Consider the following 23880-nt stretch of genomic DNA (forward strand, 5'->3'; position numbering starts at 1 on the left):
CGACTGACACTCCAACATTGTCTCCGGTGTATACATAACTTCGCTTGCAAGCAGACGCCAGCGCTGGAAAGCGCGTCAACTGGTTGCCAGCCGGCGCACCACTGCCGATCCGCACCCCAGGTTGTATACAAACCCCAGGAGTCACGGTCATGTCCCAGTCCAAGCAGCTGTTTCCCCTCAACGCGTGGTATGCCGTCGCCTGGGACCACGAGATCAAGCACGCGCTGGCCCCGCGCAAGGTCTGCAACCTGGATGTGGTGCTGTATCGCAGCACCGCCGGGGCCGTGATCGCACTCGAAGACGCGTGCTGGCATCGCCTGGTACCGCTGTCGATGGGCAAGCTGCGCGGCGACGATGTGGTCTGCGGTTATCACGGGCTGGTCTACAACACGCAAGGCCGCTGCGTGCACATGCCTTCGCAGGAAACCATCAACCCGTCCGCATGCGTGCGCAGTTTTCCGGTGGCCGAGAAGCATCGCTATGTGTGGATCTGGCCCGGCGACCCGGCGCAGGCCGACACCAGCCTGATTCCCGATCTGCATTGGGCGCACGACCCGGCCTGGGCCGGCGACGGCCGCACCATCTACGCCAAGTGCGACTACCGGCTGGTGCTGGACAACCTGATGGACCTGACCCACGAGACCTTCGTGCATGGCTCCAGCATCGGCCAAGACGAGATCGCCGAAGCGCCGTTCGATGTGATGCACGGCGACCGCTCGGTGGTGGTGTCGCGCTGGATGCGCAATATCGACGCGCCACCGTTCTGGGCCAGCCAGATCGCGCGCCATCTGGATTACCGCGGCAAGGTCGATCGCTGGCAGATCATCCGCTTCGAAGCGCCCGGCACCATTGCCATCGATGTCGGTGTGGCCATCGCCGGCACCGGTGCGCCGGAAGGCGACCGAAGCCAGGGCGTCAACGGCTACGTGCTCAATACCATCACGCCCGAAACCGACACCACCTGCCACTACTTCTGGGCGTTCATGCGCAACTATGCGCTGCACGATCAATCGCTGACCACGCTGACCCGGGCCGGCGTCACCGGCGTGTTCGGCGAAGACGAGGCGGTGCTGGAAGCGCAACAGCGCGCCATCGACGCGCATCCGGATCACACCTTCTACAACCTCAACGTCGATGCCGGCGGCATGTGGGCGCGCCGCGTGATCGATCGGCTGATCGCACAGGAACAGCGCGCGCAGGAATTGTCGCTGCGCATGGTGGGCTAAAGCACCGCGACGGAGGTTCGCATGTCACCGACCACCCCGTTTCGCAGCAGTGCCGCGCAGACCACGCGCGCACTGCTGTCGCTACGCGAACTGATTCTCGACGGCACCCTGCCGGCCGGCGCGCGGCTGTCCGAGCTGGCGGTGGTGCAGCGGCTGGGCATGTCGCGCACGCCGGTGCGCGCCGCGTTGCAGCGGCTGTGCGAAGAAGGCCTGGCCAGCGCATTGCCGGGCGGCGGCTACGCGGTGCAGGCCTTCAGCGAACGCGATGTGCACGATGCGATCGAACTGCGCGGCACGCTCGAAGGCCTGGCCGCGCGCATGGCGGCCGAACGCGGGGCATCCGCCGCATCGCTGGCTCAGGCTCGCCAGTTGCTGGACACGCTCGACAGCATCGTCGGCTCGCCGCTGCACGCCATCGACTTCACCGCTTACGTGCAGGCCAACGCGCAGTTCCACGCGTTGCTGGTGGCCATGGCCGGCAGCGATGTGCTGGGCCGCGAACTCACCCGTGTGCTGCAGCTGCCGTTCGCCTCGCCCAACAGCCTGGTCATGGCGCAGACCACCAGCGCCGAAGCGCAACTGATCCTGACGCTGGCGCAAGACCAGCATCGCGAAGTCATCGCTGCCATCGAATACCGCCAAGGCGCGCGTGCCGAAGCGCTGATGCGCGAACACGCACGGCTTGCGCATCGCAATCTGCGCCACGTACTGCAAACCCCGGCGGCGATCACCCAGGTGCGCGGTGGCGCCTTGATCGGCCGCGCCCATCCGTCCAACGCTGGCAGCAGCCAGCACACCCTTCTGCCCGGAGTTCCCCATGCGTAAAGACACCCAGTGGCACCGCGCCCACGTCGTCAGCATTGCCGATGCCTGCGAGGGCGTGCGCGAGATCGTGCTCGATCCCGGCACTGCGGCGCGCCCGTTCGAGGTGGGCAGTCATCTGGATTTTCGCGTGCAGTTGCATGGCCGCGCCGATGTGCGTTCGTACTCGCTGGTGGGCGAACCGCGCTCCGATGGCTATTACCAGATCGCGGTACGGCAGATGCCCGACAGCCGCGGCGGCTCGCGGCATATGTGGACCTTGCAGCCCGGCGACGTGGTGGAGATCTCGCCGCCCAGCAACAACTTTGCGCTGGATGAGAGCGGCGAGGAAATCCTGTTGATCGCCGGCGGCATCGGCATCACGCCGATCATCGGCATGGCGCAGCGGCTGTCACGTCGTCACCGGTCCTTTCGCCTGCTGTACGTCGGCCGCTCGCGCGCTGCGATGGCCTATGCGGACGAGTTGGAAACCTTGCTCGGCGAGCGCCTGCAGCTGCATTGCGACGACACCGCTGGGCAGCCGGATCTTGCCGCCGAATTGGCGCGCCTGTCTCCCAATGCCGAGGTGTATGTGTGCGGGCCGCTGGGCATGCTCGAAGCGGTGCGCCAGCACTGGCACGCCGCCGGGCGTTCGCGCGCACGGCTGCATTTCGAAACCTTCGGCAATAGCGGGCGGGTGCCGGCGCAGGCCTTCGTGGTCAAGTTGCCCGGGCTCGGCCTGGAAGTGCCGGTGGCGGAAAACGAATCGATGCTGGATGCCCTGGCCGATGCCGGGGTGGAGCTGATCGCCGAATGCCGTCGTGGCGAATGCGGGCTGTGCGCGGTGGAGGTGCTGGACAGCGCGGCCGATATCGACCACCGCGATGTGTTCTTCAGCGACGAACAACGCCGCGAGAACCGCAAACTGTGCGCCTGCGTCTCGCGCGCGGTCGGTGGCAGCATCAGTATCGATACGGGGTATCGCGGCGAGCTGGGCTGAGAGCGCAGCAAAACTGCCGCGCCAACCATCAGCCAGGCGCCGGCAGGCGCTCGCTGCGACGAGTGCCACGCGCGCACTGCGGTTTCTGCGTGCGCCGTCCACGCCCACCTGACGACTGCTCGCTACCGCTTGCACGCAGCCGTGTTTGCATCCTCACGCACATGCGCGATCATCTGCGCATGGAGTCGACTCACTACAGGACGGTCCCGGCGCCGGCACTCAACCCGCGCCAGGAGCAATTGGTGGCATTGGTGCGGCAGCAGGGCTTTGCCGAGGTGGAAGGGCTGGCAACGCGCTTCGACGTCACCCCGCAGACCATTCGCCGCGACCTCACGTTGCTGTGCGATGCCGGCGTGCTGCGCCGCTATCACGGCGGCGTCAGCATGCCCTCGAGCGTGGAAAACCTTGCCTACACCGCGCGCAAGGCGCTACAGGCGCGCGAAAAGCAGCACATCGCCGCACAGGTCGCCCGCTTCATTCCCGACGATGCCTCGCTGTTCATCAACCTGGGCACCACCAATGAAGAAGTCGCGCGCGCATTGCTGCAGCACCGCGGCCTGCGTGTGATCACCAACAACCTCAACGTGGCGGTGATGCTCAGCGCCAACCCCAGCTTCGAGGTCATCGTGGCCGGCGGCGTGGTACGCGGACGCGACCAGGGCGTGACTGGCGAGGCGACGGTGGAGCTGATCCGCCAGTTCAAGGTGGACTTCGGGGTGATCGGCATTTCCGGCATCGACCTGGACGGCACCTTGCTGGACTTCGACTACCAAGAGGTGCGCGTGGCCCAGGCCATCATCGAGCACTCGCGGCAGGTGTTGCTGGCTGCCGACCACAGCAAGTTCGGCCGCAACGCCATGGTGCGGCTGGGCGCGATCGCCCAGGTGCACGACTGGTTCACCGACCGGCCACCGCCGCAGGAACTGGCCGCGGTGCTGGCCGAGGCCGGCACCCGGGTGCATCTGGCAAACCCTGGCGACGCAAGCTGAGCCGATTGTTCGTTTTTGTGCGTTTGCGATAAGCGCACACCTCTGGATCGCCATTTTCGATCCTGAATAGCAATCGAAATTCCACTTCCAATAGATTCCTCAGCGGAAAGCTGTCCTAAAACGGGAGTTTGATGCCCCTTCACGTCCCGACAAGGTTTGATGTTCGAATATGTTCGAACATGACAACTTGGGTTCGCTCTTGTGGCGCGCCCGGACGGAGACACCGATGGGCGAGATATACGATCTTCTGGTGATAGGCGGCGGTATCAACGGGGTCGGCATCGCCCGCGATGCGGCCGGGCGCGGCTTGTCGGTGTGCCTGTGCGAGCAGGACGATCTGGCTGCGCACACCAGCAGCGCCAGCACCAAGCTCATTCACGGCGGCCTGCGCTATCTGGAGCAGTACGAGTTCGCGCTGGTCGGCAAGGCACTGGCCGAGCGCGAGGTACTGCTGCGGCTGGCCCCGCACATCATCTGGCCGCTGCGTTTCCTGCTGCCGCATCAACCGCATCTGCGTCCGGCATGGATGATTCGTGCCGGCCTGTTTCTGTACGACCATCTCGGCGGCAGCAAGCGCAGCCTGCCGCGCTCGCGCCGGCTGTCGCTGCGCACGCACCCTGTCGGCCAGCCATTGCAGGAATCGCTGCGCACCGGTTTTGTGTACTCCGATGCCTGGGTGCAGGACGCGCGGCTGGTGGTGCTCAATGCGATGGACGCCGCCAGGCGTGGCGCGCAGATCCATACGCGCACGCGCTGTGTCGGTGCCTGGCGCGATGCCGGGTTCTGGTATGCCGAACTCGAAGGTCGCGACGGCCGTCGCCGCACCGTGCAGGCGCGTGCGCTGGCCAATGCGGCCGGCCCGTGGGCGGTGTCGTTCCTGGACAAGGTGGCCGCAGTGCCGCACAAGCATGCGCTGCGCCTGGTCAAGGGCAGCCACATCGTGGTACCCAAACTGTTCGACCACGACCATGCGTACATCTTCCAGCAACCGGACCGGCGCATCGTGTTCGCCATTCCGTACGAGCACGACTTCACCTTGATCGGCACCACCGATGTCGACCACGAAGACGACCCCGCCACGCCCAAGATCGACGCGGCCGAGGTGCAGTATCTGTGCGAGGCGGTGAACCTGTATTTCCAGCAGCAGATCAGCCCCGCCGATGTGGTCTGGAGCTATAGCGGCGTGCGCCCGCTGCTCGACGATGCCGAGGACAACGCCGCCGAAGTCACCCGCGATTACCAACTGGAAGTGCTCACCGACGGCGCGCCATTACTCAATGTGTTCGGCGGCAAACTGACCACGTATCGCAAGCTTGCCGAAGAGGCGGTCGACCGCCTGACTCAGGCATTAGGTGCGCGCAAGCCGGCATGGACGGCGCGCGGCGACGCATTGCCCGGCGGCGAACAGCGCGATATCGCCAGCCTGCTCGAACGCGTCAGCAGCGCGCGGCCGTGGCTGCCGGCACCCACCGCACAGCGGCTGGTACGCAACTACGGCACCTGCGCGGAGCAGCTGCTGGGCGAGGCGCAGGACATCGCGGCCTTGGGTACGCACTTCGGCGCCGATCTGTACCAGGCCGAGGTGGACTACCTGCGTACCCACGAGTGGGCCGTGACCGCCGACGACATCCTGTGGCGCCGCAGCAAACTCGGTCTGCGCATCGATGCGGCCGGGCGCCAGCGCCTGGAAGACTATCTGCAGACGCAATCGGTCCAGCAGGTGGACGTGGTACCGGCCTGATCGCACAACGTTGCCGGCGAGGACGGGTCGTTCGGCAACGTATCCTGGCGCATTCGCCAGCATCATCCTGAGTCACGTGGAGGGCAACCCAGATGAGCACCAACCAACACCCCTGCGCGCCAACATGCGCGCCGCACCACCCTGCCTGCGTCATTGAGGCCAGCATCGGCACTGTCACAACCATGAGGTCGCGCGCATGAGCCGCCAACTCGTAGGTGAGTTGATCTCCGAAGCGGTGGCGATGTTCATCATCATCGCGCTCGGCGATTCGGTCGCGGCGATGTACATCCTCTACGACCCCAGCCCGTATCAGAACGCCTACTGGGGCGTGTGTATCGCCTGGGGCCTGTCGGTGACGCTGGCGATCTATGTCACCGGCTCGGTATCCGGCACGCATGCCAATCCGGCAGTGACGCTGGCGCTGGCATTGTTCCGCGATTTCTCCTGGAAGAAAGTGCTGCCGTACTGGGGCGCGCAAGTGATCGGTGCATTTCTGGGCGCGGCCATCGTCTACCAGATGTACGGGCCGGTGATCGATCACTACAACCAGGTGCAACAGCTCACCCGCGAAGCCGGTGGCGCAGCCGGGGTGTTCTTCACCGCACCCGGCCTTGCGGTCACGCCGATGCATGCGTTGGTGGACCAGATCATCATCACTGCGTTCCTGATCTTCGGCATCTTCGCCATCACCGAACAGTTCAACGAAGCCGCGCCGACCGCCAACTCCGGCGCGCTGATGATCGGTCTGCTGGTGGCCACGCTGGGCGCGTCGATGGGCTATCTGGAAGCCTGGGCGATGAACCCGGCGCGCGACTTCGGCCCGCGCCTGTTCGCCTACTTCGCCGGCTGGGGCGAGGCCGCGTTGCCGGCCAAGGACAATTACTGGTGGATCCCGATCGTCGGTCCGTTGATCGGCGGCCCCATCGGCGCGCTCGCCTACCAATGGCTGATCCTGCCATTTCTGCCGGCACGCGTGCGGCATCTGCAGGGCGGCAAACCGCCGCTCGACCCGCGGTAATCGCACCGCTGCGCGACTGACAGCACAGCGCCGCTGTTGAGCAGGTCTTGAGTTTTTAACGGCCTCTCACACAACGGCGTGCACCACCCACTTTCTCGCCGTGCGCCAGCGCCGGCACTGTTTGAGGAATCTCCGATGGAAAAGCAATACGTCCTTGCGATCGATCAAGGCACCACCAGCTCACGCGCGATGTTGTTCGACCGCCAGGGCAAGGTGGCCGGTGTGGCGCAGCGCGAGTTCGGCCAGATCTTTCCGCAGCCGGGCTGGGTGGAACACAACCCGCGCGAGATCATGACCAGCGTCTACACCACCATCACCGAGCTGCTCAACAACGCGCAGATCGATGCGCGTTCGATCGCCGGCATCGGCATCACCAACCAGCGCGAAACCGCAGTGGTGTGGGACAAGGCCACCGGCCAGCCGATCTACAACGCCATCGTGTGGCAATCGCGGCAGACCAAGGACATCTGCACGCAGCTCAAGGAAGCCGGGCACGAGCAGATGGTGCGCGACAAGACCGGCTTGCTGATCGATGCGTATTTTTCCGGCACCAAGGTCAAGTGGATTCTCGACCATGTGGAAGGCGCACGCGAACGCGCGCAGAAAGGCGAACTGGCCTTCGGCACCATCGACAGCTGGCTGATCTGGAATCTCACCGGCGGCAAGGTGCACGTCACCGACTACACCAATGCCTCGCGCACGCTGATGTACAACATCCACACGCTGGAGTGGGACGCCGAGCTGCTGGCGATGCTCGACGTGCCCGCGGCAATGCTGCCTGAGGTGCGCTCGTCCAGCGAAATCTACGGCATGACCCAGACCCAGTATTTCTACGGCGAGCAGGTGCCCATCGCAGGCATCGCCGGCGACCAGCAGGCTGCGTTGTTCGGCCAGGCCTGCTTCGAGCCGGGCATGGCCAAGAACACCTATGGCACCGGCTGCTTTGCGCTGATGAATACCGGCGAGAAGGCCGTCGCCTCCAAGGCCGGCCTGCTGACCACGATCGCCTGGGGCATCGACGGCAAGGTCGAATACGCGCTGGAAGGCTCGATCTTCGTTGCCGGCTCGGTGGTGCAATGGCTGCGCGACGGCCTGCGCATGCTGGGCAAGGCCAGCGACTCGCAGGCCTATGCCGAGCGCGCCGGCGACAACGACGGTGTGTATCTGGTGCCGGCCTTCGTCGGCCTGGGCGCGCCGTATTGGCGCAGCGATATCCGCGGTGCGGTGTTCGGGCTGACCCGCGGCACCACCAAGGAACACTTCGTGCGCGCGGCGGTGGAATCGATGGCGTATCAGACCCGCGACGTACTCACGGCAATGCAGGCCGATTCGGGCATCGAGCTGAAAGAGCTGCGTGCCGACGGCGGCGCGATCGCCAACGACTTCATGGCGCAGTTCCAGAGCGACATTCTCAACGTACCGGTGCTGCGTCCGGAAGTTTCAGAAACCACCGCACTCGGCGCGGCCTATCTGGCAGGGCTGGCGACCGGCTTCTGGAGCAGCCGCGAAGAGATCGCCAAGCAGTGGGCAGTGGATCGCCGGTTCGAGCCGAACATGGCCGACGACAAGCGCGAACAGCTGTATGCCGGCTGGCAGCAGGCGGTGGAGGCCACGATGGGTTTCCGCATCAGCTAAACGCTGCCATGGAAACGACTGCGCCCACCAATAGGTGGGCGCAACGTTAGGTTGGCAACTCGCGTGAGTTACGCATTGCAGGGCTGCACGCTGCAGCCCTGCAATGCCGCAGCACTTACTGGCCGCCGGTGTTGGCACGGCCGGCAATCGTGTCCGGATCCCAATGTTCCTTGATCAGGCCTTTTTCGATGCGGAACATGTCGAACCAGGTGGTGGTGTAGGTCTTGCTCGGATCGCGCGGATCCGGCAGCGTGCGCACCGACACCAGCGTGACCAGATCGCGATCTGCGGTGATCGCGACCAGCGGCAACTGCACGCGTTCCTGCACCGGCGTCGGCGGCACGAAGGCGGTCAGAAATGCAATGAAGGCGTCGCGCCCGTTGGCCACATTCGGGTTGTGCTGAATGTAGTTCTTGTCCATGTACATCGGCGCGTACTGCACCTGACCGGCTTCGAACACGGTGCGCCAGAAATCGTAGACCAGGCGCTTGTTGGCGGTTTCGAACCAGGTGGAACCGACCAGCATCTTCTGGTGGTTGGGATTGGCTGTCACTGCGGTCTGCGCGAACGCAGCCACGGGCGCCACCAGCATGACCAGTAACAGGGCACGGGAGAACAGGGTTTTCATGGAGCACTCCTGGGTGGAGACGGGCACTGCGCTCGCTGCAGGCAGCAGCACGATGCTCCGCTGATTGGGGGAATGACGCGCCCTTGCACACAGCGATTTCTACGCGTCGCCGCCAGCCTAACGGCCGCGTTCGCTCGCCCGCTAGCCGCCTGAAAGTGCACCAGGGCACCTCTGAAATGGGTGGTGAGAAAAAAATCACCTCTTAACGTGACGCGTGTCGTGTTACCAAGCATGGTGAATGCATGCCAGGAGCGCTCCGATGTGTGAGCTCGAGTGGCGCGCAAACCGCACAACGCACGAATCCGTGCCCATTCCGAGCAGCAAGAATACTTGCCTGACGGCAGCGCAGCGCTGGGTCAACCGCCCTGGTCAGATCACTCGTCAGGCAACTCCACCAACGGCAGGCCGGCATAGTTTTCTGCCACCGTGGCGCGACCGGCCTCGCTGCTCAGAAGATAATCCAGCTCGGCTGTGCGGATGCGCGCAGTAAATGCATCTTCGTGGTCGAAGGTGTGCAGCAAGGTGGTCATCCACCATGAAAACCGCTCGGCCTTCCAGACCCGTTGCAGCGCGAGCGCCGAATACTGCTGCAGCACGCCGGCATCGCCGGATGTGTTCCAGCGTTCGAACAACTGTGCGAGCAGGCCGACATCGGCCAGCGCCAGGTTCAAGCCCTTCGCGCCGGTCGGCGGCACGATATGCGCCGCGTCGCCGGCCAGAAACAGACGACCGTACTGCATCGGTTCGGCGACAAAACTGCGCAACGGCGCAATGCTCTTTTCGATCGATGGGCCGGTCACCAGTTGCGTAGCCAAGGTGTCTGGCAGCCGCGCGCGCAATTCATTCCAGAATGCCTGGTCGCTCCAGGCCTCAACACGCGCATCGGCAGGCACCTGCACGTAATAGCGCGTGCGTGTGGGCGAGCGCATCGAACACAACGCAAACCCACGTGGGTGACGTGCGTAGATCAGCTCATCGTGCACTGGCGGTGTGTCGGCAAGCACGCCCAGCCATCCGAACGGATATACGCGCTCGAACAGGCGCAGTCGCTCAGGCGGAATGCTGGCGCGGCTGATGCCATGGAAGCCGTCGCAGCCAACGATGTAGTCGCAGGCGATACGCTGGCGTTGGCCATCATGGGTGAATTCCACTGCGGGCGCATTGCTTTGTACCTCGCACAGGGTGACGTCCTGGGCGTTGTAATAGGTCGGCGCAGTGCTACGCGCACGTGCCTGCATCAGATCGGCGGTAACCTCGGTCTGGCCGTAGACGGTGACGCCACGCCCGCAGCCGCGCAGCAGGTCGATGCGCTCACGCTGACCATCCAGCGACAGTTCGAAGCCGTGATGCAGCAAGCCTTCGCGCTGCAGGCGCTCGCCGACACCTGCGCGCTGCAGCAGCTCCACACTGCCCTGCTCCAGCACGCCGGCGCGAATGCGGCCGAGCACGTGCTCCGGTGTCTGCCGTTCGATAATGACGGTATCGATACCGGCACGCAGCAACAGCTCGCCAAGCAACAGCCCGGAGGGACCTGCGCCGATGATCGCAATCTGGGTTCGCATGCAATGCTCCTGCCTCAGCGGGCTGATGCAGGCCAGTGTCGGTAGCCAAGCGTGCGCTTTGAAGGGATGATTGCGTGCAGTGCTTGGACTTTTCGACGATGCCGACACGCGCACCCGATCTTGCTGCAGCCACCCACGTTCCCGCCTTCGGTCTGTACGGCGAGCACGATGCCGACGCGCCGGAGTTATTGCACTGGGAGTCGATCGCCGCACGTAGCCGATTGCACGATTGGCATATCGTGCCGCACCGCCACGAAGACCTGGCGCAGCTGCTCTACGTGCAGCGCGGGCCTGCAACGCTGCAGCTGGATGGCCGCAGCCAACGCGTGCGCGGCGCAACCGTAGTGTGGTTGCCACCGTTATGCGTGCACGGCTTCGGATTCGATCCACAGGTGCGCGGGCACATCATCACCTTATGCATGCCGTTGGTACGCAGTGCACTCAGTGCCACACCACTGCTGCAGCGCGCATTGGCGGCGCCTTTGGTGCTGCAGGTCAATCAAGCACGCGGATTGCTCGACGTGTTGTTCGCCACCATTGCCGACGATCACGCGCGCCAGCGCATCGGCCACGAGGCCGCGTTGCAGGCGGCTGCGGCGCAGCTGTTGATCTGGACGGCGCGCACTGCACTGGAACGCGCACAAGATGCAGCTGCGGTAAGCCCGCAGGCCGATCCGGCTTTGCGCCATCTACGTGGCTACCAGGCCCTGATCGACCAGCACTATCGCGCGCATTGGCCGATCTCCCGCTACGCCGATCAATTGGGACTGACCCCGGGCCATCTCAACGCGCTGTGCCAGCGACTGGCAGGTGCCTCGGCATTACACCTGCTGCAGCGCCGGATCATGCTGGAAGCACGCCGCAGCCTGCGCTACACCAGCCTGAGCGTGCAACAGATCGCCGCCAGCCTTGGATTTTTCGACGCTGCGTATTTCAGTCGTTACTTCGCCCGCCACACCGGCTGCTCGCCTACGCGCTTCCGTGCTGGCGATTAAGAGCGGCTAACAAAACTACTGCGCTTACCGCTAGTTGGGCGCAGCCGGCTATTACTTAATTCCCGTACACGTCTTGAAGTGATTGCAGAGCATGGATAGCTAAGTTGCCAGGGCGGCTGATCTGCGGGTTGGCTGCAGGGTCCTTGCCCGCCCACCATCGCGGGACACGCCGCAAGTACGTCCATGTAGGCTCTTACGCGGCATCCATGCCGCGTAAGGTCCCGCGACGGTGGGCGGGCAAGGACCAGTCAAGATGGTCGGTGTGCATGGTTTTCAATAAAACAGCCAGCAAATTCTCTGGTGCGGTGTCCTCACCGATTGCGGGACCGTGTGGCGGCATGGATGCCGCCACCGAGCCTACATGGACGTACTTGCGGCGTGTCCCGCGAGCGGTGAGGGCACCGCGCGCTCGACTAACCAGGCTTTCGGCTGCATCAAAGACGACGCCAGGGATACAGCCAAACAACGAAAGTCGGGTGAAACCAATACGCTGCAACCATCAATGCAGCGTTAGAGAGGTTTCGTCAGCAACCCCATTCGGCTGCATTACTCTGATCAGAACGGGTACTGCGGCACCGTGTTCTTGATCGTCAGCCACTGCCAATGCGTGTACTGCTCCCAATCGGCCGGGCCGCCGACACTGGTGCCATTGCCCGACGCACCGGTGCCGCCGAACGGATTGATGACTTCGTCCACCACCGTCTGGTCGTTGATATGCAGCGAGCCGATGTACAGTTGCTCGCCCAAATTCATCGCACGCGACACCGATGCCGACATGATGCCTGCAGCCAACCCATACTCGCCGTAGTTGGCCAGTTCCGCCGCTTCGTCGTCGGTATCGAACACGGTGATGTTGATCACCGGGCCGAACACCTCTTCGTCGAATGCGCGCATGCCCGGACGCACGTTGGACAATACGGTCGGCGCATAGAACAGGCCTTCGTTTGTCGCGCCGGCTTCGACCACCGCACCGGCAGCAACGCTGTCGCGCACGATGTCGATCACACGTTGCAGCTGGCGTTGGTCGATGATCGGGCCCAGCGCCACGGTGCCGCTGACCGGATCGCCAACGGGAAGATGACGGGCTTTTTCGGCCAGCCGCTGCGTCAATGCCTCGGCCACACTGCGTTGTACCAGCACCCGGCCGGTGGCCATGCAGATCTGGCCTTGATGCATGTAGGCGCCAAACGCGATTGCCGATGCGGCCTTGTCCAGATCGGCGTCGTCGAGCACGATCACTGCGTTGTTGCCGCCAAGTTCCAGCGCGACCTTCTTCAAGTGCCGCCCTGCAATCTCGCCGATGCGTCGGCCGGCAGCGGTGGAACCGGTGAAGGCGATCATCGGCACATCCGGCGATTCGACCAGCGCCTGACCGATCTGCGCATCGCCATGCAGCACATGCAGCAAGCCCTTTGGCAGACCGGCTTCTTCCAGCACCTGCGCGATGATCACGCCGCCGGTATACGGCGTGCGCGGATCGGGCTTGAGCACTACCGCATTGCCCATTGCCAGCGCCGGTGCGACCGAACGCAGCGACAGGATCAACGGGAAGTTGAACGGCGAAATCACCGCAATCACGCCCAACGGCAGATGCCGCGCTAGGCTTAGCTGACCGGCACCAGTCGGCAGTACCTGGCCCACGGCCTGCAGCGGCAGCGCTGCAGCCTGCTGATAGAACACCACCGACTCATTCACTTCGCGCTGTGCCTTGGGCAGGATGCCGCCGGTTTCGCGCGCAATCAGCAGCGCGGCTTCTGCACTGCGCGCTTCCATCAGCTGCGCGGCACGGTGAAATATCGCAGCGCGCTCACGCGGCGCAGTGGCGGCCCACGCACGCTGCGCATGTTTGGCTTGCGCCACCGCAGCTGCAACATCGGACAGATCGGCCTTGCTCACTTCATGCAATAGGTTGCCGGTGGCAGGCTCGTAGATCTGCAAGGTGCCGCCGTTGCCGGGCACCCAATCGCCATTGAAAATGCAGCCGTGCCACGCCGGGGTGGTGGGCGCGGATACTGCAACGTTGGGGAGAGCATTCATGGTCTAGCCTCCTGCTGTGGGGTGGAGTTACAGAGTGGTCGACGCCAGCCCGCCATCAACCGGCAGCGTGATGCCGTTGATCCAGCGCGCGGCATCGGACGCAAGAAACACGATGGCCTCGGCCACTTCATCGGCATACGCCGGGCGAGTCATGCGCTTGGCATCTTCCTTGACGCGCTCTTCGCCGAGCATGGCGGCAAAGTCGCCCAGGATCGGCGTGAACACCGGCCCAGGCGAGACGTTGTTGACGCGCACCCCACGCTCGGCAAACCAGGGCCGCGATTGCAGCAACGTCCACACGATCAACGCTTCCTTGAAGTACTGGTAGCAAGTGTCGTGTGCGACCGGATGTTCCGCCAACCACGCGCTGCCGGCAGCAAAGCTGTCGGTGGCGGCAAGTTGCTTGTGCAGGTCCAACCGCTGTGGCCATTCGGCGCCCAGAATCGAGGCCACGTTGATGATGCCACCGCCCGGCACGATACGCGGCAGCAAGGCCTGGCTGAGATGACGCAGTCCCAGATAGTTGACGCGTGCCACCAGCTCGAGCGGTGCGGTGCCGGGGACGCCGGCCACGTTAGCCAGCGCGTCGATACGCTCCGGCAAGGCCTTCACCAGCGCATCGATAGAGGCCGGGTCGCCGAGGTCGGCCTGGTGAAACCCATGCAGCGTCATCTGCACCGGTGTGCGGTCGATGCCGATCACGGTGGCACCATGAAACCGCGCCAGCCGCGCGACCTCTGCACCGATACCCGAGGCCACACCGGTGACCACGATCGTCTTGTTCTGCAAATTCATTGCCACTCTCCGAAGAGGCCGGCCACGCCGGCACTAGAACACATGGACGTACTGCAGGTTGACGTTGTTGCCGGAGGCGGCGTTCTTCACTTCCACCGGCAGATAGAGATTGGCGAACACGATGTTGCTGGCATCCAGCCGCCATGAGCCGCCTGGTCCGGCGTAGAACACGCTTTGACGCGTGTCTGCAACGCGCTGCCCATTGGTGCGGTTATCGCGGAACTGGGTGAGGTAATACGCATTCACGCCCAGATGGATATCCGGTGCCACTTCCCAGGAGGTGGCGAAGTTGATCCAGCCCGCATCGCCTGCCTGCCCATTGCGGAATTCGAAGCCGGGCGGCAGATTCGGACGACGCTCGCTGCGAAAGTTGTAGATGTAATTCAAGCGCGCACTGATTTCCCAGCTCGGCGTCGGCAGCCAGGTCAATGCGTAGTTCGGCACCACCGACCAATAGCCTGCACTTTGGTTGAGGTCGCGGTCGCGATCGAACTTGCCGATCGGTGCGATGGCATCGATCTCGAAACGCTGCGAAAACACCGGCCTGCCATCGCGTATCACCGGCAGCATCTGCAGATACGGCCCGAACGTCAGATCGCCCACGCCGGCGCCGTTATCGCGCAGTGTGGCGACGCTGTTGCGGCCGAACGAGGCATCCAGGTTGATCAGCGGAACCAGCGTATTGATGCCCAGTGCGCCGCCAAAGAGTTTGTAGGGCGTGACATAGGCGATCTGGGTCAGCAACAGCGTGGAATCGATGCGCGGATTATCGAACACCGGCACATCGTTGCCGCGCGCGTCCTTGATCGCATCCAGCGAACTCTGACGCAGATAGGTGATCACCGCCCAACCCGGCGTGGTGCGCGTGAACCCGTCGAAGAAGCTGGTGCCGCCGGTGTTGATGCCATTGGTCAGCGTTGCACTCTGCGGCACGCCCTGCGCAAACGCAGGCCCGGCTGCCAGCAGCGACATCACCCCGAGCAGGACACTGCACTGCAGTAACCCACGCCAACCCACGTGGCGCACAACCGATAGATAACTCACTGCGAACATCTCCAGCGTTGGGAGGAAACAGCGGTAGATAGGACGTGGCAACGGTCAGGCAGGCGCAATCGCCGCGCCGCTCAAGGCACGTGCGATGGTCAATTTGGGGGGACGGTACTGCCGGGCGCAGGCTCGGCAGCGGCGGATCACTGCGTGTCGAGACGATCCAGCCGGTCGAGTGCGCGCAGCAACGGCGCTTCGCTGCTGCCAAGCACCGCGCTGAGTTGCTGTTCCATGCGCAGCACCTCGGCTTCGGCATCGGTCAGCAAGGCCACGCCGGCAGCGGTCAGCGACAGATGCTGCATGCGGCGGTCCTGGCGTCCACGCACCTGCCGCAGCAGGCGGCGCTTGACCAGCCGCGCCACCACGATCGCCAGATTGGGCGGCGACACGTGCAGCACATCGCCGATCTGGCGCTGGTTGATGCCCGGGTTGCCGTCCACCAGCATCAGCAGCGAAAAATCCACCGGCTTGAGGTCGAACGCCGCCACGCAGTCCTGAAACATCCGCCGCACCAGCAGCTCGGTGCGGGTGATGCGGTAGCCCAGCAACCGCAGCAGGCGCGCCTGGTCCACCGTGGTGACGGCATCGGGCAGCAGTGCGGCATTGGCAGTGACGGACATGACGGTTCTCGCAACGATGGCAGCGGGCGGACCGGTGCGCGCAACACTCCCCGCCCGCAACGCCGATCCGCGGCGTGAGCTGCATTGTAGACGTGGCCGGGGGTACCGATGCGGGCGTGTGCGTTGCCGATGCTGCCCGTTGCTGCCTGCAGACCCGCGCAGCCGGCCAACGGCCGGCCGGCGCCAGCGCATGGCAGCTGCGTGCGGCAGCTGCAGCACGTAGGGAACGGCGGTGATCCAGGCACGGCGTGGGCATGAGATCCGGGTCGGCATTGATTGCGTTCCGGAATAGTTATGGATCATAACTACATTGCCAAGCTGCAGCGCAGCATGGTCGCGCTCGCCAGCGTGTTCACGCGGTGCAGCCGCTTATGGCAGCCAGAGTTTCTCGAGATCGCGAAAGCCCCAATCGGTGGGGCTTTCCATCTGCGCGATGCGGTCCTGACAGTCCGGCCGCGACAGATCGATGTCCTGCACCAGCACGTGGCTGCGCAGCTTGGCCGAATAGAACACGCGCACCTTGGGCTTGAGCAGCGCATCGGGGGTCTGCTCGATCACCACCGCCAGTTTCTGCGACTCCAGCCGCACCAGCGAACCGACCGGATAAATACCGAGCCGCCGCACGAACGCCTGGAATACCGCCGGGTCGAAATGCCCCTGCCACGATGCCATGCGCTTGAGCGATTCGGCCGGATCCCAGGCCCGTTTATACGGGCGATCAGAGCTGATGGCGTCGTACACATCGCACACCGCACCCATCCGCGACATCAACGAGATCGTGTCGCCCGCCAGCTGATTCGGATAACCGGTACCGTCCATCTTCTCGTGATGATGCAGCGCGATCTCCAACACCACCGCGTTCTGCACACCGCCAGCCACCAGCAGGCGATGACCATCCATCGGGTGCTGGCGCATGATGTCCATCTCTTCGTCGGTGAGCTTGCCGGGCTTGTTGAGAATATCCAGCGGCGTCACCGCCTTGCCCATGTCGTGCAGCAGGCCGCCCATTGCCGCCTCCACCACCTGCGCCTCGGGCAACCCCAGCTGACGCGCCAGCCCGCTCATCAGCCCGGCCACGGCCATCGAATGCAGATAGGTATAGTCGTCGGCAGTCTTGAGCCGCGCCACGCTGATCAGGGCCTGTGGATGCCGCAGCACCGAATCGTTGATGGCCTGCACCAGCGGCATCGCCGCCTCGGTGTCGACGGTGCGGCCAAGCCGCACGTCGCGGAACATTGCCTCGACCATGTCGCGGCCGTCTTCGAAGATCTTGCGGGCACGCACCACTTCGGACTCGATGCCGACCTGTGCGGTGACGCTGTTGGTGCGCGCGGTGCGGGAGGTGCATGCAGGCTTGGGCGGCTCCGATGGCTCCGGCAGTTCCGGTTCGGGCGCTGCATCCTGTGCTGTGTGCGCTGCGGCCGGCGTTTCCAGATCCAATCCACGCGCGGTATCGATCACCAACTGCTCGATGCGGCTGCCATGGATCTTGTCCACATCGTCGGAGTCGACCAGAAACGAGGTCTTCCAGAACGGGTGGTGCACCCACGCGCCCAGCAGCTTGTAGACATACATGCCGGGGCGGAGTTGATCTGAGTCGATGGTTCTGAGCATGCCGGCGCTGGTCTGCTTGAAATCCGCGGAAGAGCCCGCCACAGGGATGGGGGGTCTGACGAGTTATCGGCAGTGCAGTGGATTTCTTTGGCGCGGTCGACTCCGCTAGCGGCACCTGGCTGACGCAGCGTGAGCGGTTCAGCGAGGGGGCAGACGCATGCTCAGCACGGCCGCTGCAGCCAGCAGCAGAGGCAGGCTGCAAGCCAGGTAGAGCGTGGCCGGCGACCACCCTGCATCCACCAGCACGCCCACGCACAGCGGCGAGGCAATCGCCCCGAAACGGCCCACGCCGATCGCCCAGCCCATGCCGGTGGAGCGCACCGCCGCCGTGAAGACCACCGGCGCCACCGCATACAGGCCGGCAATGGCGGCAAACATGGCCGCACCGGTCAACAGCGCGATCACGAACGCCCAGCTCAACACCGTGCTGTAGAGCCCGAACGCAAGCATGGCCAGCGCCGACAATAGCAGCGCCCCGGCGGTCAGCCGCGACAACCGCGCACGCGCCGCCAGCCAGCTGAACATCCCACCGCCAGCAATGCCGCCCAGATTCAACAGCACCCCGCCGGTCACACCCTGCTCCGCCGACAGCCCGGCCACCACCAGCAGCTTCGGCGTCCAGCTGAGCACGAAGTAGAACGCGAACATCAGCAGGAAGAACGCCAGCGCGATCAGCAGCGACTGGCGCCGCAAGCCAGGCACGAACAAGGCCGCGTAGCCCTGCGCATCATCGGCCACCTGTGGCGGCGGCAATGGCAGTTCGGCACGCGGCGGCATGCCCATGCGGGCCAGCACCGCGTTGAAGCGCGCAGACGCACCCAGCGGGCGACGCGCGATCAGAAATTCCAGCGATTCGGGCAGCCAGGCCAGCACCAACGGCACGCACAGCAGCGAGCCGGCCGCACCAAGCAGGAACACCGCGTGCCACGACCACTGCTGCAGCAACAACGCCGCGATCGCACCGCCCAGGGTCGCGCCGATCGGATAACCGGTGGCCTGCAGCGCCAATGCGGTGCTGCGCCAGTGTGCGGTGGAGTATTCGGCGGCGATCACTGCAACGCAGGCCAGCATGCCGCCGATCCCGATCCCGGTGAACGCACGCAGCGCACCGAGCTGCCACGCGCTGCTGGCCAACGCCGAGGCGCCCATGCCGACGGTCAATATCGCCAGGCACACCAGGATCATCGCGCGACGCCCGATGCGGTCGGCCAACGGCGCCAGCAACAACGATCCCACCGCCATGCCGACCAGGCCGGCACTGAACAACACGCCGAGCAACTTGCCCGACAACTGCCACTGCGCCGACACATGCGGCGCGGTGAACGCCATCGCCATTACATCGAAGCCGTCGAGCATGGTGAGCAGCACGCACACCGCCACCGCCCTCCACTGAAACGGCGTCATCCGCTGCAGCACGAAGCTTGCCGGTGTTGCTGCGCTATGCGGCATGCGTGGATCCTGTGATTGAGAAGGGTGCTTGCTGCAGTACGCCGACCTGCATGCAGGTCGTCCGAGGGCGCCGCACAGTTGCGGCGCAGATCGAGCCCATGGATGCAGCCGACGCGGTTACACGAATCGGCAGTTTCGACGACATGTCGCGTTGCGATGCAGTGGCAAACCAACACCGCTGCAACAGTGCGTGGCCACGCTAGGCCGATCGCAGGCAGCGTTCAAGACGACTGCCTGCACTGGTGTGCGCTTATCGGACAGGCCGGCACGCCGCTTCGTTTCGAGGCTCACGCGTTCGTTGCTGGTGACTGCAATCAAACGCCTTCGTCGTGTGCATCGCATGCACTACAAAAGGAAGGCGTAACCACTCTGTCTTTGCAGCCTTGATGGCTTCGATGCGCAGCCACCGTGTCGTGCATGATCGCAGCCACGCGGCACACCCACCACGCGCAGCCTGTTCTGCACACCTGCAGACGGCCAGTTATCATGCAAGCAGTGCATGCATTGGGCGGCACGCTGATTTGCCGGAGAGTGCCGTGACCCCGATTCGTTCGTTCCTGGACCACACCCCGCAGCTGGGCGCACGCGTCTATATCGACCCCGCCTGCACCATCATCGGCAAGGTGAGCCTGGGCGATGACGTCTCGGTCTGGCCGGGCACGGTGATTCGCGGCGACGTCAATCATGTGCAGATCGGCGCACGCACCAACGTGCAGGACGGCACCATCATCCACGTCAGTCACCATAGCCCGTTCAACAAGGCCGGCTATCCCACCGTGATTGGCGCAGACGTCACCGTTGGCCACGGCACCATCCTGCATGCCTGCACCATCGAAGACCTGTGCCTGATCGGCATGGGCGCCTGTGTACTCGACGGCGCCACCGTCAAACGCTACGGATTCGTTGGCGCCGGCGCGGTGGTCGGCCCGGGTAAGGTCGTTGGCGAAGGCGAACTGTGGCTGGGCAATCCCGCGCGCCTGGCACGCACGCTTAGCGACAAGGAGATCGAGAGCCTGCATTACTCCGCACAACATTATGTGCGGCTCAAGGATCAGTATCTGGGTGTGCCGGCTGGCGATTGATTGGGGGTCTGCGAGGCGGGCTCGCGCCTGGCGTTGACGTTCCGGTTCAAGGCTGCGTCGCACGCTCCAAGGCCGTCAGCATCGTCAACGCCTGTTCGCGCGAAGCGCCGCACATCTCCAGCGATGGCCGCAGGCTGCCGCATACCGTCGGGCGCGTCGGCGAGCCGAACAAGCGGCAGCCCAGCTGCGCATCCAGCTGCACGCACGCCACCCCGGCCGGCTTGCCATCGGGCATGCCGGGAATCGGCGAGCTGATCGAGGGCGCGATGCAGCAGGCAGCGCAGCCCGGGCGGCAGGAAAGTGTGGAAGACATCCGCACAGTGTAGCGGCGCGACGCAGTTGCGGCGCTGGCAAAAAACCACATTTGCCGAGCCCCCTATTCGGAACGCCGCCACCCGGGCGCGCTGCACGTGCACTCCACTTGCGTTGAAACCAGCCCACTGCAGCCTGATCGCCCGGCAGCGTGCACGCTGCAATGACGGCCGCGCCGAACAGCTGCGTGCTAACGTGCCAGATCACCGGAACGCGCCGCGACGGTTGCAGCAGCAACAGTTGCGACGCGCTCTAATTGCCAGCCACCGCTCGCCAATCAGCCGTCGAATTCGCCATGCCCGAGTACCGCTCCAAGACCTCCACCCACGGCCGCAACATGGCCGGCGCCCGCGCACTGTGGCGCGCCACCGGCATGCGCGATGGCGACTTCCACAAGCCCATCATTGCCATCGCCAACTCGTTCACCCAGTTCGTGCCCGGGCATGTGCACCTGAAGGATCTTGGTCAACTTGTCGCGCGCGAGATCGAGCGCGTCGGCGGCGTGGCCAAAGAGTTCGACACCATCGCCGTGGACGACGGCATCGCCATGGGCCACGACGGCATGCTGTATTCGCTGCCCAGCCGCGAGATCATCGCCGACTCGGTCGAGTACATGGTCAACGCGCATTGCGCCGACGCGCTGGTGTGCATTTCCAATTGCGACAAGATCACCCCCGGCATGTTGATGGCCGCGCTGCGGCTCAATATCCCCACCGTGTTCGTCTCCGGCGGCCCGATGGAGGCCGGCAAGACCAAGTTGTCCGAACATAAACTCGATTTGATCGACGCAATGGTCATCGCCGCCGACGACAGCGCCTCCGATGAAAAGGTGGCCGAGTTCGAACGCAGCGCCTGCCCCACCTGCGGCTCGTGCTCGGGCATGTTCACCGCCAACTCGATGAACTGCCTGACCGAAGCGCTGGGCCTGTCGTTGCCGGGCAACGGCACCGTCGTAGCCACGCACGCCGACCGCGAGCAGCTGTTTCTGCGCGCCGGACGCGTGGCGGTGGAGCTGTGCCATCGCTGGTACGGCGGCGAAGATCCCACCGCCCTGCCGCGCGGCATCGCCACCTTCGAAGCGTTCGAGAATGCGATGACCCTGGATATCGCCATGGGCGGCTCGACCAATACCATCCTACATCTGCTCGCTGCCGCGCAGGAAGGCGAAGTGCCGTTCGGCATGCAGGATATCGACCGCCTGTCCAAGCGCGTGCCGCAGCTGTGCAAGGTCGCGCCGAACACGCCGAAGTACCACATCGAAGACGTGCATCGCGCAGGCGGCATCATGGCCATCCTCGGCGAACTCGCACGTGGCGGCCTGCTGCACACCAACGCGGCCAGCGTGCACGCACGCACGCTGGCCGACGCCATCGCGCAATGGGATGTCACCCAGACCGACGCGGAAACCGTGCACACGTTCTACAAGGCCGGCCCGGCCGGCATCCCCACGCAGATTGCCTTCAGCCAGGCCACGCGCTGGGACAGCCTGGATACCGATCGCAGCGAAGGCTGCATCCGCGATGTCGCGCACGCGTTCTCGCAGGAAGGCGGCCTGGCCGTGCTGTACGGCAATATCGCCCGCGACGGCTGCGTGGTGAAGACCGCAGGCGTTGACGAATCCATTCACGTGTTCGAAGGCAATGCCCGCGTCTACGAAAGCCAGGATTCGGCGGTCAAGGGCATCCTGGCCGACGAAGTGAAAGCCGGCGACATCGTGGTGATCCGCTACGAAGGCCCCAAGGGCGGCCCCGGCATGCAGGAAATGCTCTACCCCACCAGCTATCTCAAATCCAAGGGCCTGGGCAAGCAATGCGCCCTGCTCACCGACGGCCGCTTCTCCGGCGGCACCTCGGGCCTGTCGATCGGCCACGCCTCGCCGGAAGCCGCCGCAGGCGGCGCGATCGGCCTGGTACGCGACGGCGACAAGATCCTGATCGACATTCCCAATCGCTCGATCAATCTGCTGATCTCGGACGAGGAACTTGCCAGTCGTCGCGCCGAGCAGGATGCCAAGGGCTGGAAGCCGGTGGAAATACGTCCACGCAAGGTCACCACGGCGTTGAAGGCGTACGCGTTGCTGGCGACCAGTGCGGATAAGGGTGCGGTGCGGGACAAGGCGATGCTGGACGGCTGAGGCGTTGCCATGAAGACCGCGGATTTTTAGCGGTCTTCATCGTATCTGGCATCGGACTGCGGGAGGCACTTCAGTACCGACGCCTGACCGCAAAAACCACAGCGGGTTGGTTTTTCTTGGCGACAACATCACCCACCGCCGATGCGCAGCCCATCCATCGGGCTGCGCATCGCCGAGGCCCCGCGCCCCAGCACCTGCGCGCAGATCTGTGTGGTTGCCACATCCTTGTGGCCCAACAGCCCCCGCACGGTGCGCGCGACCTCCTCGGCCGAGAGCACCACCGGAATGGGCCGCGACCGCTTGGCGCGCACTAGATTCTCCATCCAGGGCAACTCCATGCCCAGGACCTCGCGATACAGGAACAGTAGTGCCGCCAGCGCCTGATTCTGCGTGCCGGCCGACACCTGCCCCGCGTCACCAGTTCGGTGAGAAACGCCTCGACCTCTACCCGCCGCATCTGTACTGGATGCCGTTTGCCGTTGGCCAGAATGAAGCGTCGGATCCAGCCCACATACGCCTGCTAGGTAGCAAGCTGTAGTGGCGAAGCCGCAGCCGACCACGGACCTGATCCAACAGCTTGGGGGTCAGACGCGTAGTTACGGCTGCATCGTCACGGGTGTAACTCATACGCCTGCTCAAACGTCGGATAACGCAACCAGCATCGACGCCAAGACCGTCGATTGCCATCCGGCAAGTCATTGTTAGGGAACAGGAATTCCCCCTTCCCAGACCTCCGGCCTTAGTCGATACTTGGCGCAACACCGCTTTTAGGCGGTCCAAGAGTAGTTAGAACTCATGGACCCACGCTGGAACGCATTTGCAGCGATCTGCCACGATGAGTTTCACGGCTGCCCCTTCGCGGCAGAGCTTATTGCGGCTTGCGGCGGCCATGAGGACATTGCCTGGGCTACGTATTTCCATTTGCAGAGCGACTCTTTGGCGTGGCTCGCTCGCGAGGTGCCCGCCCTTGACGGGATCACGCCAAAGTCCTTACTTGCGGCCGGCCAAACCGATGCGGTTAGGCATTGCTTGTGGTCGATGCCGTGCTGAGTTCTAACAATTCATTCAAGCCGAACCGGCTTCGCCGGTCGGTTTAATTCAAGCGTTACGCCTCATGACGGCAGATCGATCAATTGAGCTTCTTCAGAAACACTCTCACCTGCTCTCCCCGGACAAGCAGGCTGTAGCTCGCTAT

The 23880-nt window shown here is 64.4% G+C and carries 19 protein-coding genes, 1 other RNA gene and 1 pseudogene; 11 read left to right on the forward strand and 10 right to left on the reverse strand.

Going from position 1 to position 23880, the window contains the following annotated elements:
• The first annotated feature begins 149 nt into the window (after positions 1 to 149).
• The 8 genes from AC1KVG_RS08475 to glpK all read left to right on the forward strand — a co-directional run bounded on the left by AC1KVG_RS08475 (position 150) and on the right by glpK (position 8410).
• Positions 150 to 1226, forward strand: coding sequence for an aromatic ring-hydroxylating dioxygenase subunit alpha (locus tag AC1KVG_RS08475; protein ID WP_481094098.1), 1077 nt, complete (start codon positions 150 to 152; stop codon positions 1224 to 1226).
• Positions 1227 to 1247: 21 nt separating this feature from the next.
• Positions 1248 to 2051 (forward strand): GntR family transcriptional regulator, encoded by an 804-nt coding sequence (locus AC1KVG_RS08480; RefSeq protein WP_115037306.1) that lies wholly within the window; start codon positions 1248 to 1250, stop codon positions 2049 to 2051.
• Positions 2044 to 3027, forward strand: a complete 984-nt coding sequence (locus tag AC1KVG_RS08485) for a PDR/VanB family oxidoreductase (protein ID WP_210762758.1) — start codon at positions 2044 to 2046, stop codon at positions 3025 to 3027. Before AC1KVG_RS08480 ends, AC1KVG_RS08485 begins: the two co-directional genes overlap by 8 nt.
• Before the next feature lie 61 nt (positions 3028 to 3088).
• A non-coding RNA gene (locus tag AC1KVG_RS08490) (sX9 sRNA) lies at positions 3089 to 3177 on the forward strand.
• Between the two features lie 11 nt (positions 3178 to 3188).
• Positions 3189 to 4016 carry a DeoR/GlpR family DNA-binding transcription regulator gene (locus tag AC1KVG_RS08495; RefSeq protein WP_104551345.1) on the forward strand — a complete coding sequence of 276 codons (828 nt, stop codon included), beginning with the start codon at positions 3189 to 3191 and terminating at the stop codon, positions 4014 to 4016.
• Positions 4017 to 4242: 226 nt separating this feature from the next.
• Positions 4243 to 5757 (forward strand): glycerol-3-phosphate dehydrogenase, encoded by a 1515-nt coding sequence (gene glpD, locus AC1KVG_RS08500; protein ID WP_481094099.1) that lies wholly within the window; start codon positions 4243 to 4245, stop codon positions 5755 to 5757.
• 196 nt (positions 5758 to 5953) lie between these two features.
• Positions 5954 to 6775 carry an MIP/aquaporin family protein gene (locus AC1KVG_RS08505; protein ID WP_268213866.1) on the forward strand — a complete coding sequence of 274 codons (822 nt, stop codon included), beginning with the start codon at positions 5954 to 5956 and terminating at the stop codon, positions 6773 to 6775.
• Between the two features lie 135 nt (positions 6776 to 6910).
• A complete protein-coding gene (gene glpK, locus AC1KVG_RS08510) occupies positions 6911 to 8410 on the forward strand; it encodes a glycerol kinase GlpK (RefSeq protein ID WP_104592572.1) in 1500 nt (499 codons plus the stop codon).
• A 115-nt stretch (positions 8411 to 8525) separates the two neighbouring features.
• Here the strand turns inward: glpK and AC1KVG_RS08515 are convergent, their stop codons facing one another.
• Together AC1KVG_RS08515 and pobA are read right to left on the reverse strand one after the other, a co-directional pair.
• Positions 8526 to 9038 (reverse strand): nuclear transport factor 2 family protein, encoded by a 513-nt coding sequence (locus AC1KVG_RS08515; RefSeq protein WP_043888863.1) that lies wholly within the window; start codon positions 9036 to 9038, stop codon positions 8526 to 8528.
• 374 nt (positions 9039 to 9412) lie between these two features.
• A complete protein-coding gene (gene pobA / locus AC1KVG_RS08520) occupies positions 9413 to 10600 on the reverse strand; it encodes a 4-hydroxybenzoate 3-monooxygenase (protein WP_481094100.1) in 1188 nt (395 codons plus the stop codon).
• Positions 10601 to 10698: 98 nt separating this feature from the next.
• Between pobA and AC1KVG_RS08525 the strand changes: the two genes are divergently transcribed.
• Positions 10699 to 11595, forward strand: coding sequence for a helix-turn-helix domain-containing protein (locus AC1KVG_RS08525; protein ID WP_481094101.1), 897 nt, complete (start codon positions 10699 to 10701; stop codon positions 11593 to 11595).
• Between the two features lie 555 nt (positions 11596 to 12150).
• On the opposite strand, the gene AC1KVG_RS08530 is transcribed toward AC1KVG_RS08525, so the two are convergent.
• From AC1KVG_RS08530 to AC1KVG_RS08555, 6 genes are all read right to left on the reverse strand, one after another.
• Complete coding sequence (locus tag AC1KVG_RS08530; RefSeq protein ID WP_023902276.1) at positions 12151 to 13632, reverse strand: benzaldehyde dehydrogenase; 1482 nt, start codon at positions 13630 to 13632, stop codon at positions 12151 to 12153.
• Positions 13633 to 13659: 27 nt separating this feature from the next.
• A complete protein-coding gene (locus AC1KVG_RS08535) occupies positions 13660 to 14427 on the reverse strand; it encodes a coniferyl-alcohol dehydrogenase (protein WP_481094102.1) in 768 nt (255 codons plus the stop codon).
• A gap of 33 nt (positions 14428 to 14460) precedes the next feature.
• Positions 14461 to 15480 carry a SphA family protein gene (locus tag AC1KVG_RS08540; RefSeq protein ID WP_023902274.1) on the reverse strand — a complete coding sequence of 340 codons (1020 nt, stop codon included), beginning with the start codon at positions 15478 to 15480 and terminating at the stop codon, positions 14461 to 14463.
• A 137-nt stretch (positions 15481 to 15617) separates the two neighbouring features.
• A complete protein-coding gene (locus tag AC1KVG_RS08545; protein ID WP_006451709.1) occupies positions 15618 to 16094 on the reverse strand; it encodes a MarR family winged helix-turn-helix transcriptional regulator in 477 nt (158 codons plus the stop codon).
• Between the two features lie 369 nt (positions 16095 to 16463).
• The gene (locus tag AC1KVG_RS08550; RefSeq protein WP_481094103.1) at positions 16464 to 17708 is read right to left on the reverse strand and encodes an HD-GYP domain-containing protein; all 1245 of its coding nucleotides are present in this window, start codon (positions 17706 to 17708) and stop codon (positions 16464 to 16466) included.
• Positions 17709 to 17846: 138 nt separating this feature from the next.
• Positions 17847 to 19157, reverse strand: coding sequence for an MFS transporter (locus tag AC1KVG_RS08555; protein ID WP_481094104.1), 1311 nt, complete (start codon positions 19155 to 19157; stop codon positions 17847 to 17849).
• A gap of 536 nt (positions 19158 to 19693) precedes the next feature.
• Between AC1KVG_RS08555 and AC1KVG_RS08560 the strand changes: the two genes are divergently transcribed.
• Positions 19694 to 20239 carry a gamma carbonic anhydrase family protein gene (locus AC1KVG_RS08560; RefSeq protein ID WP_481094105.1) on the forward strand — a complete coding sequence of 182 codons (546 nt, stop codon included), beginning with the start codon at positions 19694 to 19696 and terminating at the stop codon, positions 20237 to 20239.
• 46 nt (positions 20240 to 20285) lie between these two features.
• On the opposite strand, the gene AC1KVG_RS08565 is transcribed toward AC1KVG_RS08560, so the two are convergent.
• Positions 20286 to 20552, reverse strand: coding sequence for a YkgJ family cysteine cluster protein (locus tag AC1KVG_RS08565; protein ID WP_115037842.1), 267 nt, complete (start codon positions 20550 to 20552; stop codon positions 20286 to 20288).
• Positions 20553 to 20846: 294 nt separating this feature from the next.
• Here AC1KVG_RS08565 and ilvD point away from each other — a divergent pair, with 294 nt between their 5' ends.
• Positions 20847 to 22685 (forward strand): dihydroxy-acid dehydratase, encoded by a 1839-nt coding sequence (gene ilvD, locus AC1KVG_RS08570; RefSeq protein WP_481094106.1) that lies wholly within the window; start codon positions 20847 to 20849, stop codon positions 22683 to 22685.
• A gap of 230 nt (positions 22686 to 22915) precedes the next feature.
• Here the strand turns inward: ilvD and AC1KVG_RS08575 are convergent.
• A pseudogene (locus AC1KVG_RS08575) lies at positions 22916 to 23312 on the reverse strand (phage integrase N-terminal SAM-like domain-containing protein); the annotation flags it as partial.
• Positions 23313 to 23880: the final 568 nt, after the last annotated feature.

It is taken from the genome of Xanthomonas sp. NCPPB 3959 (genome assembly GCF_056675575.1).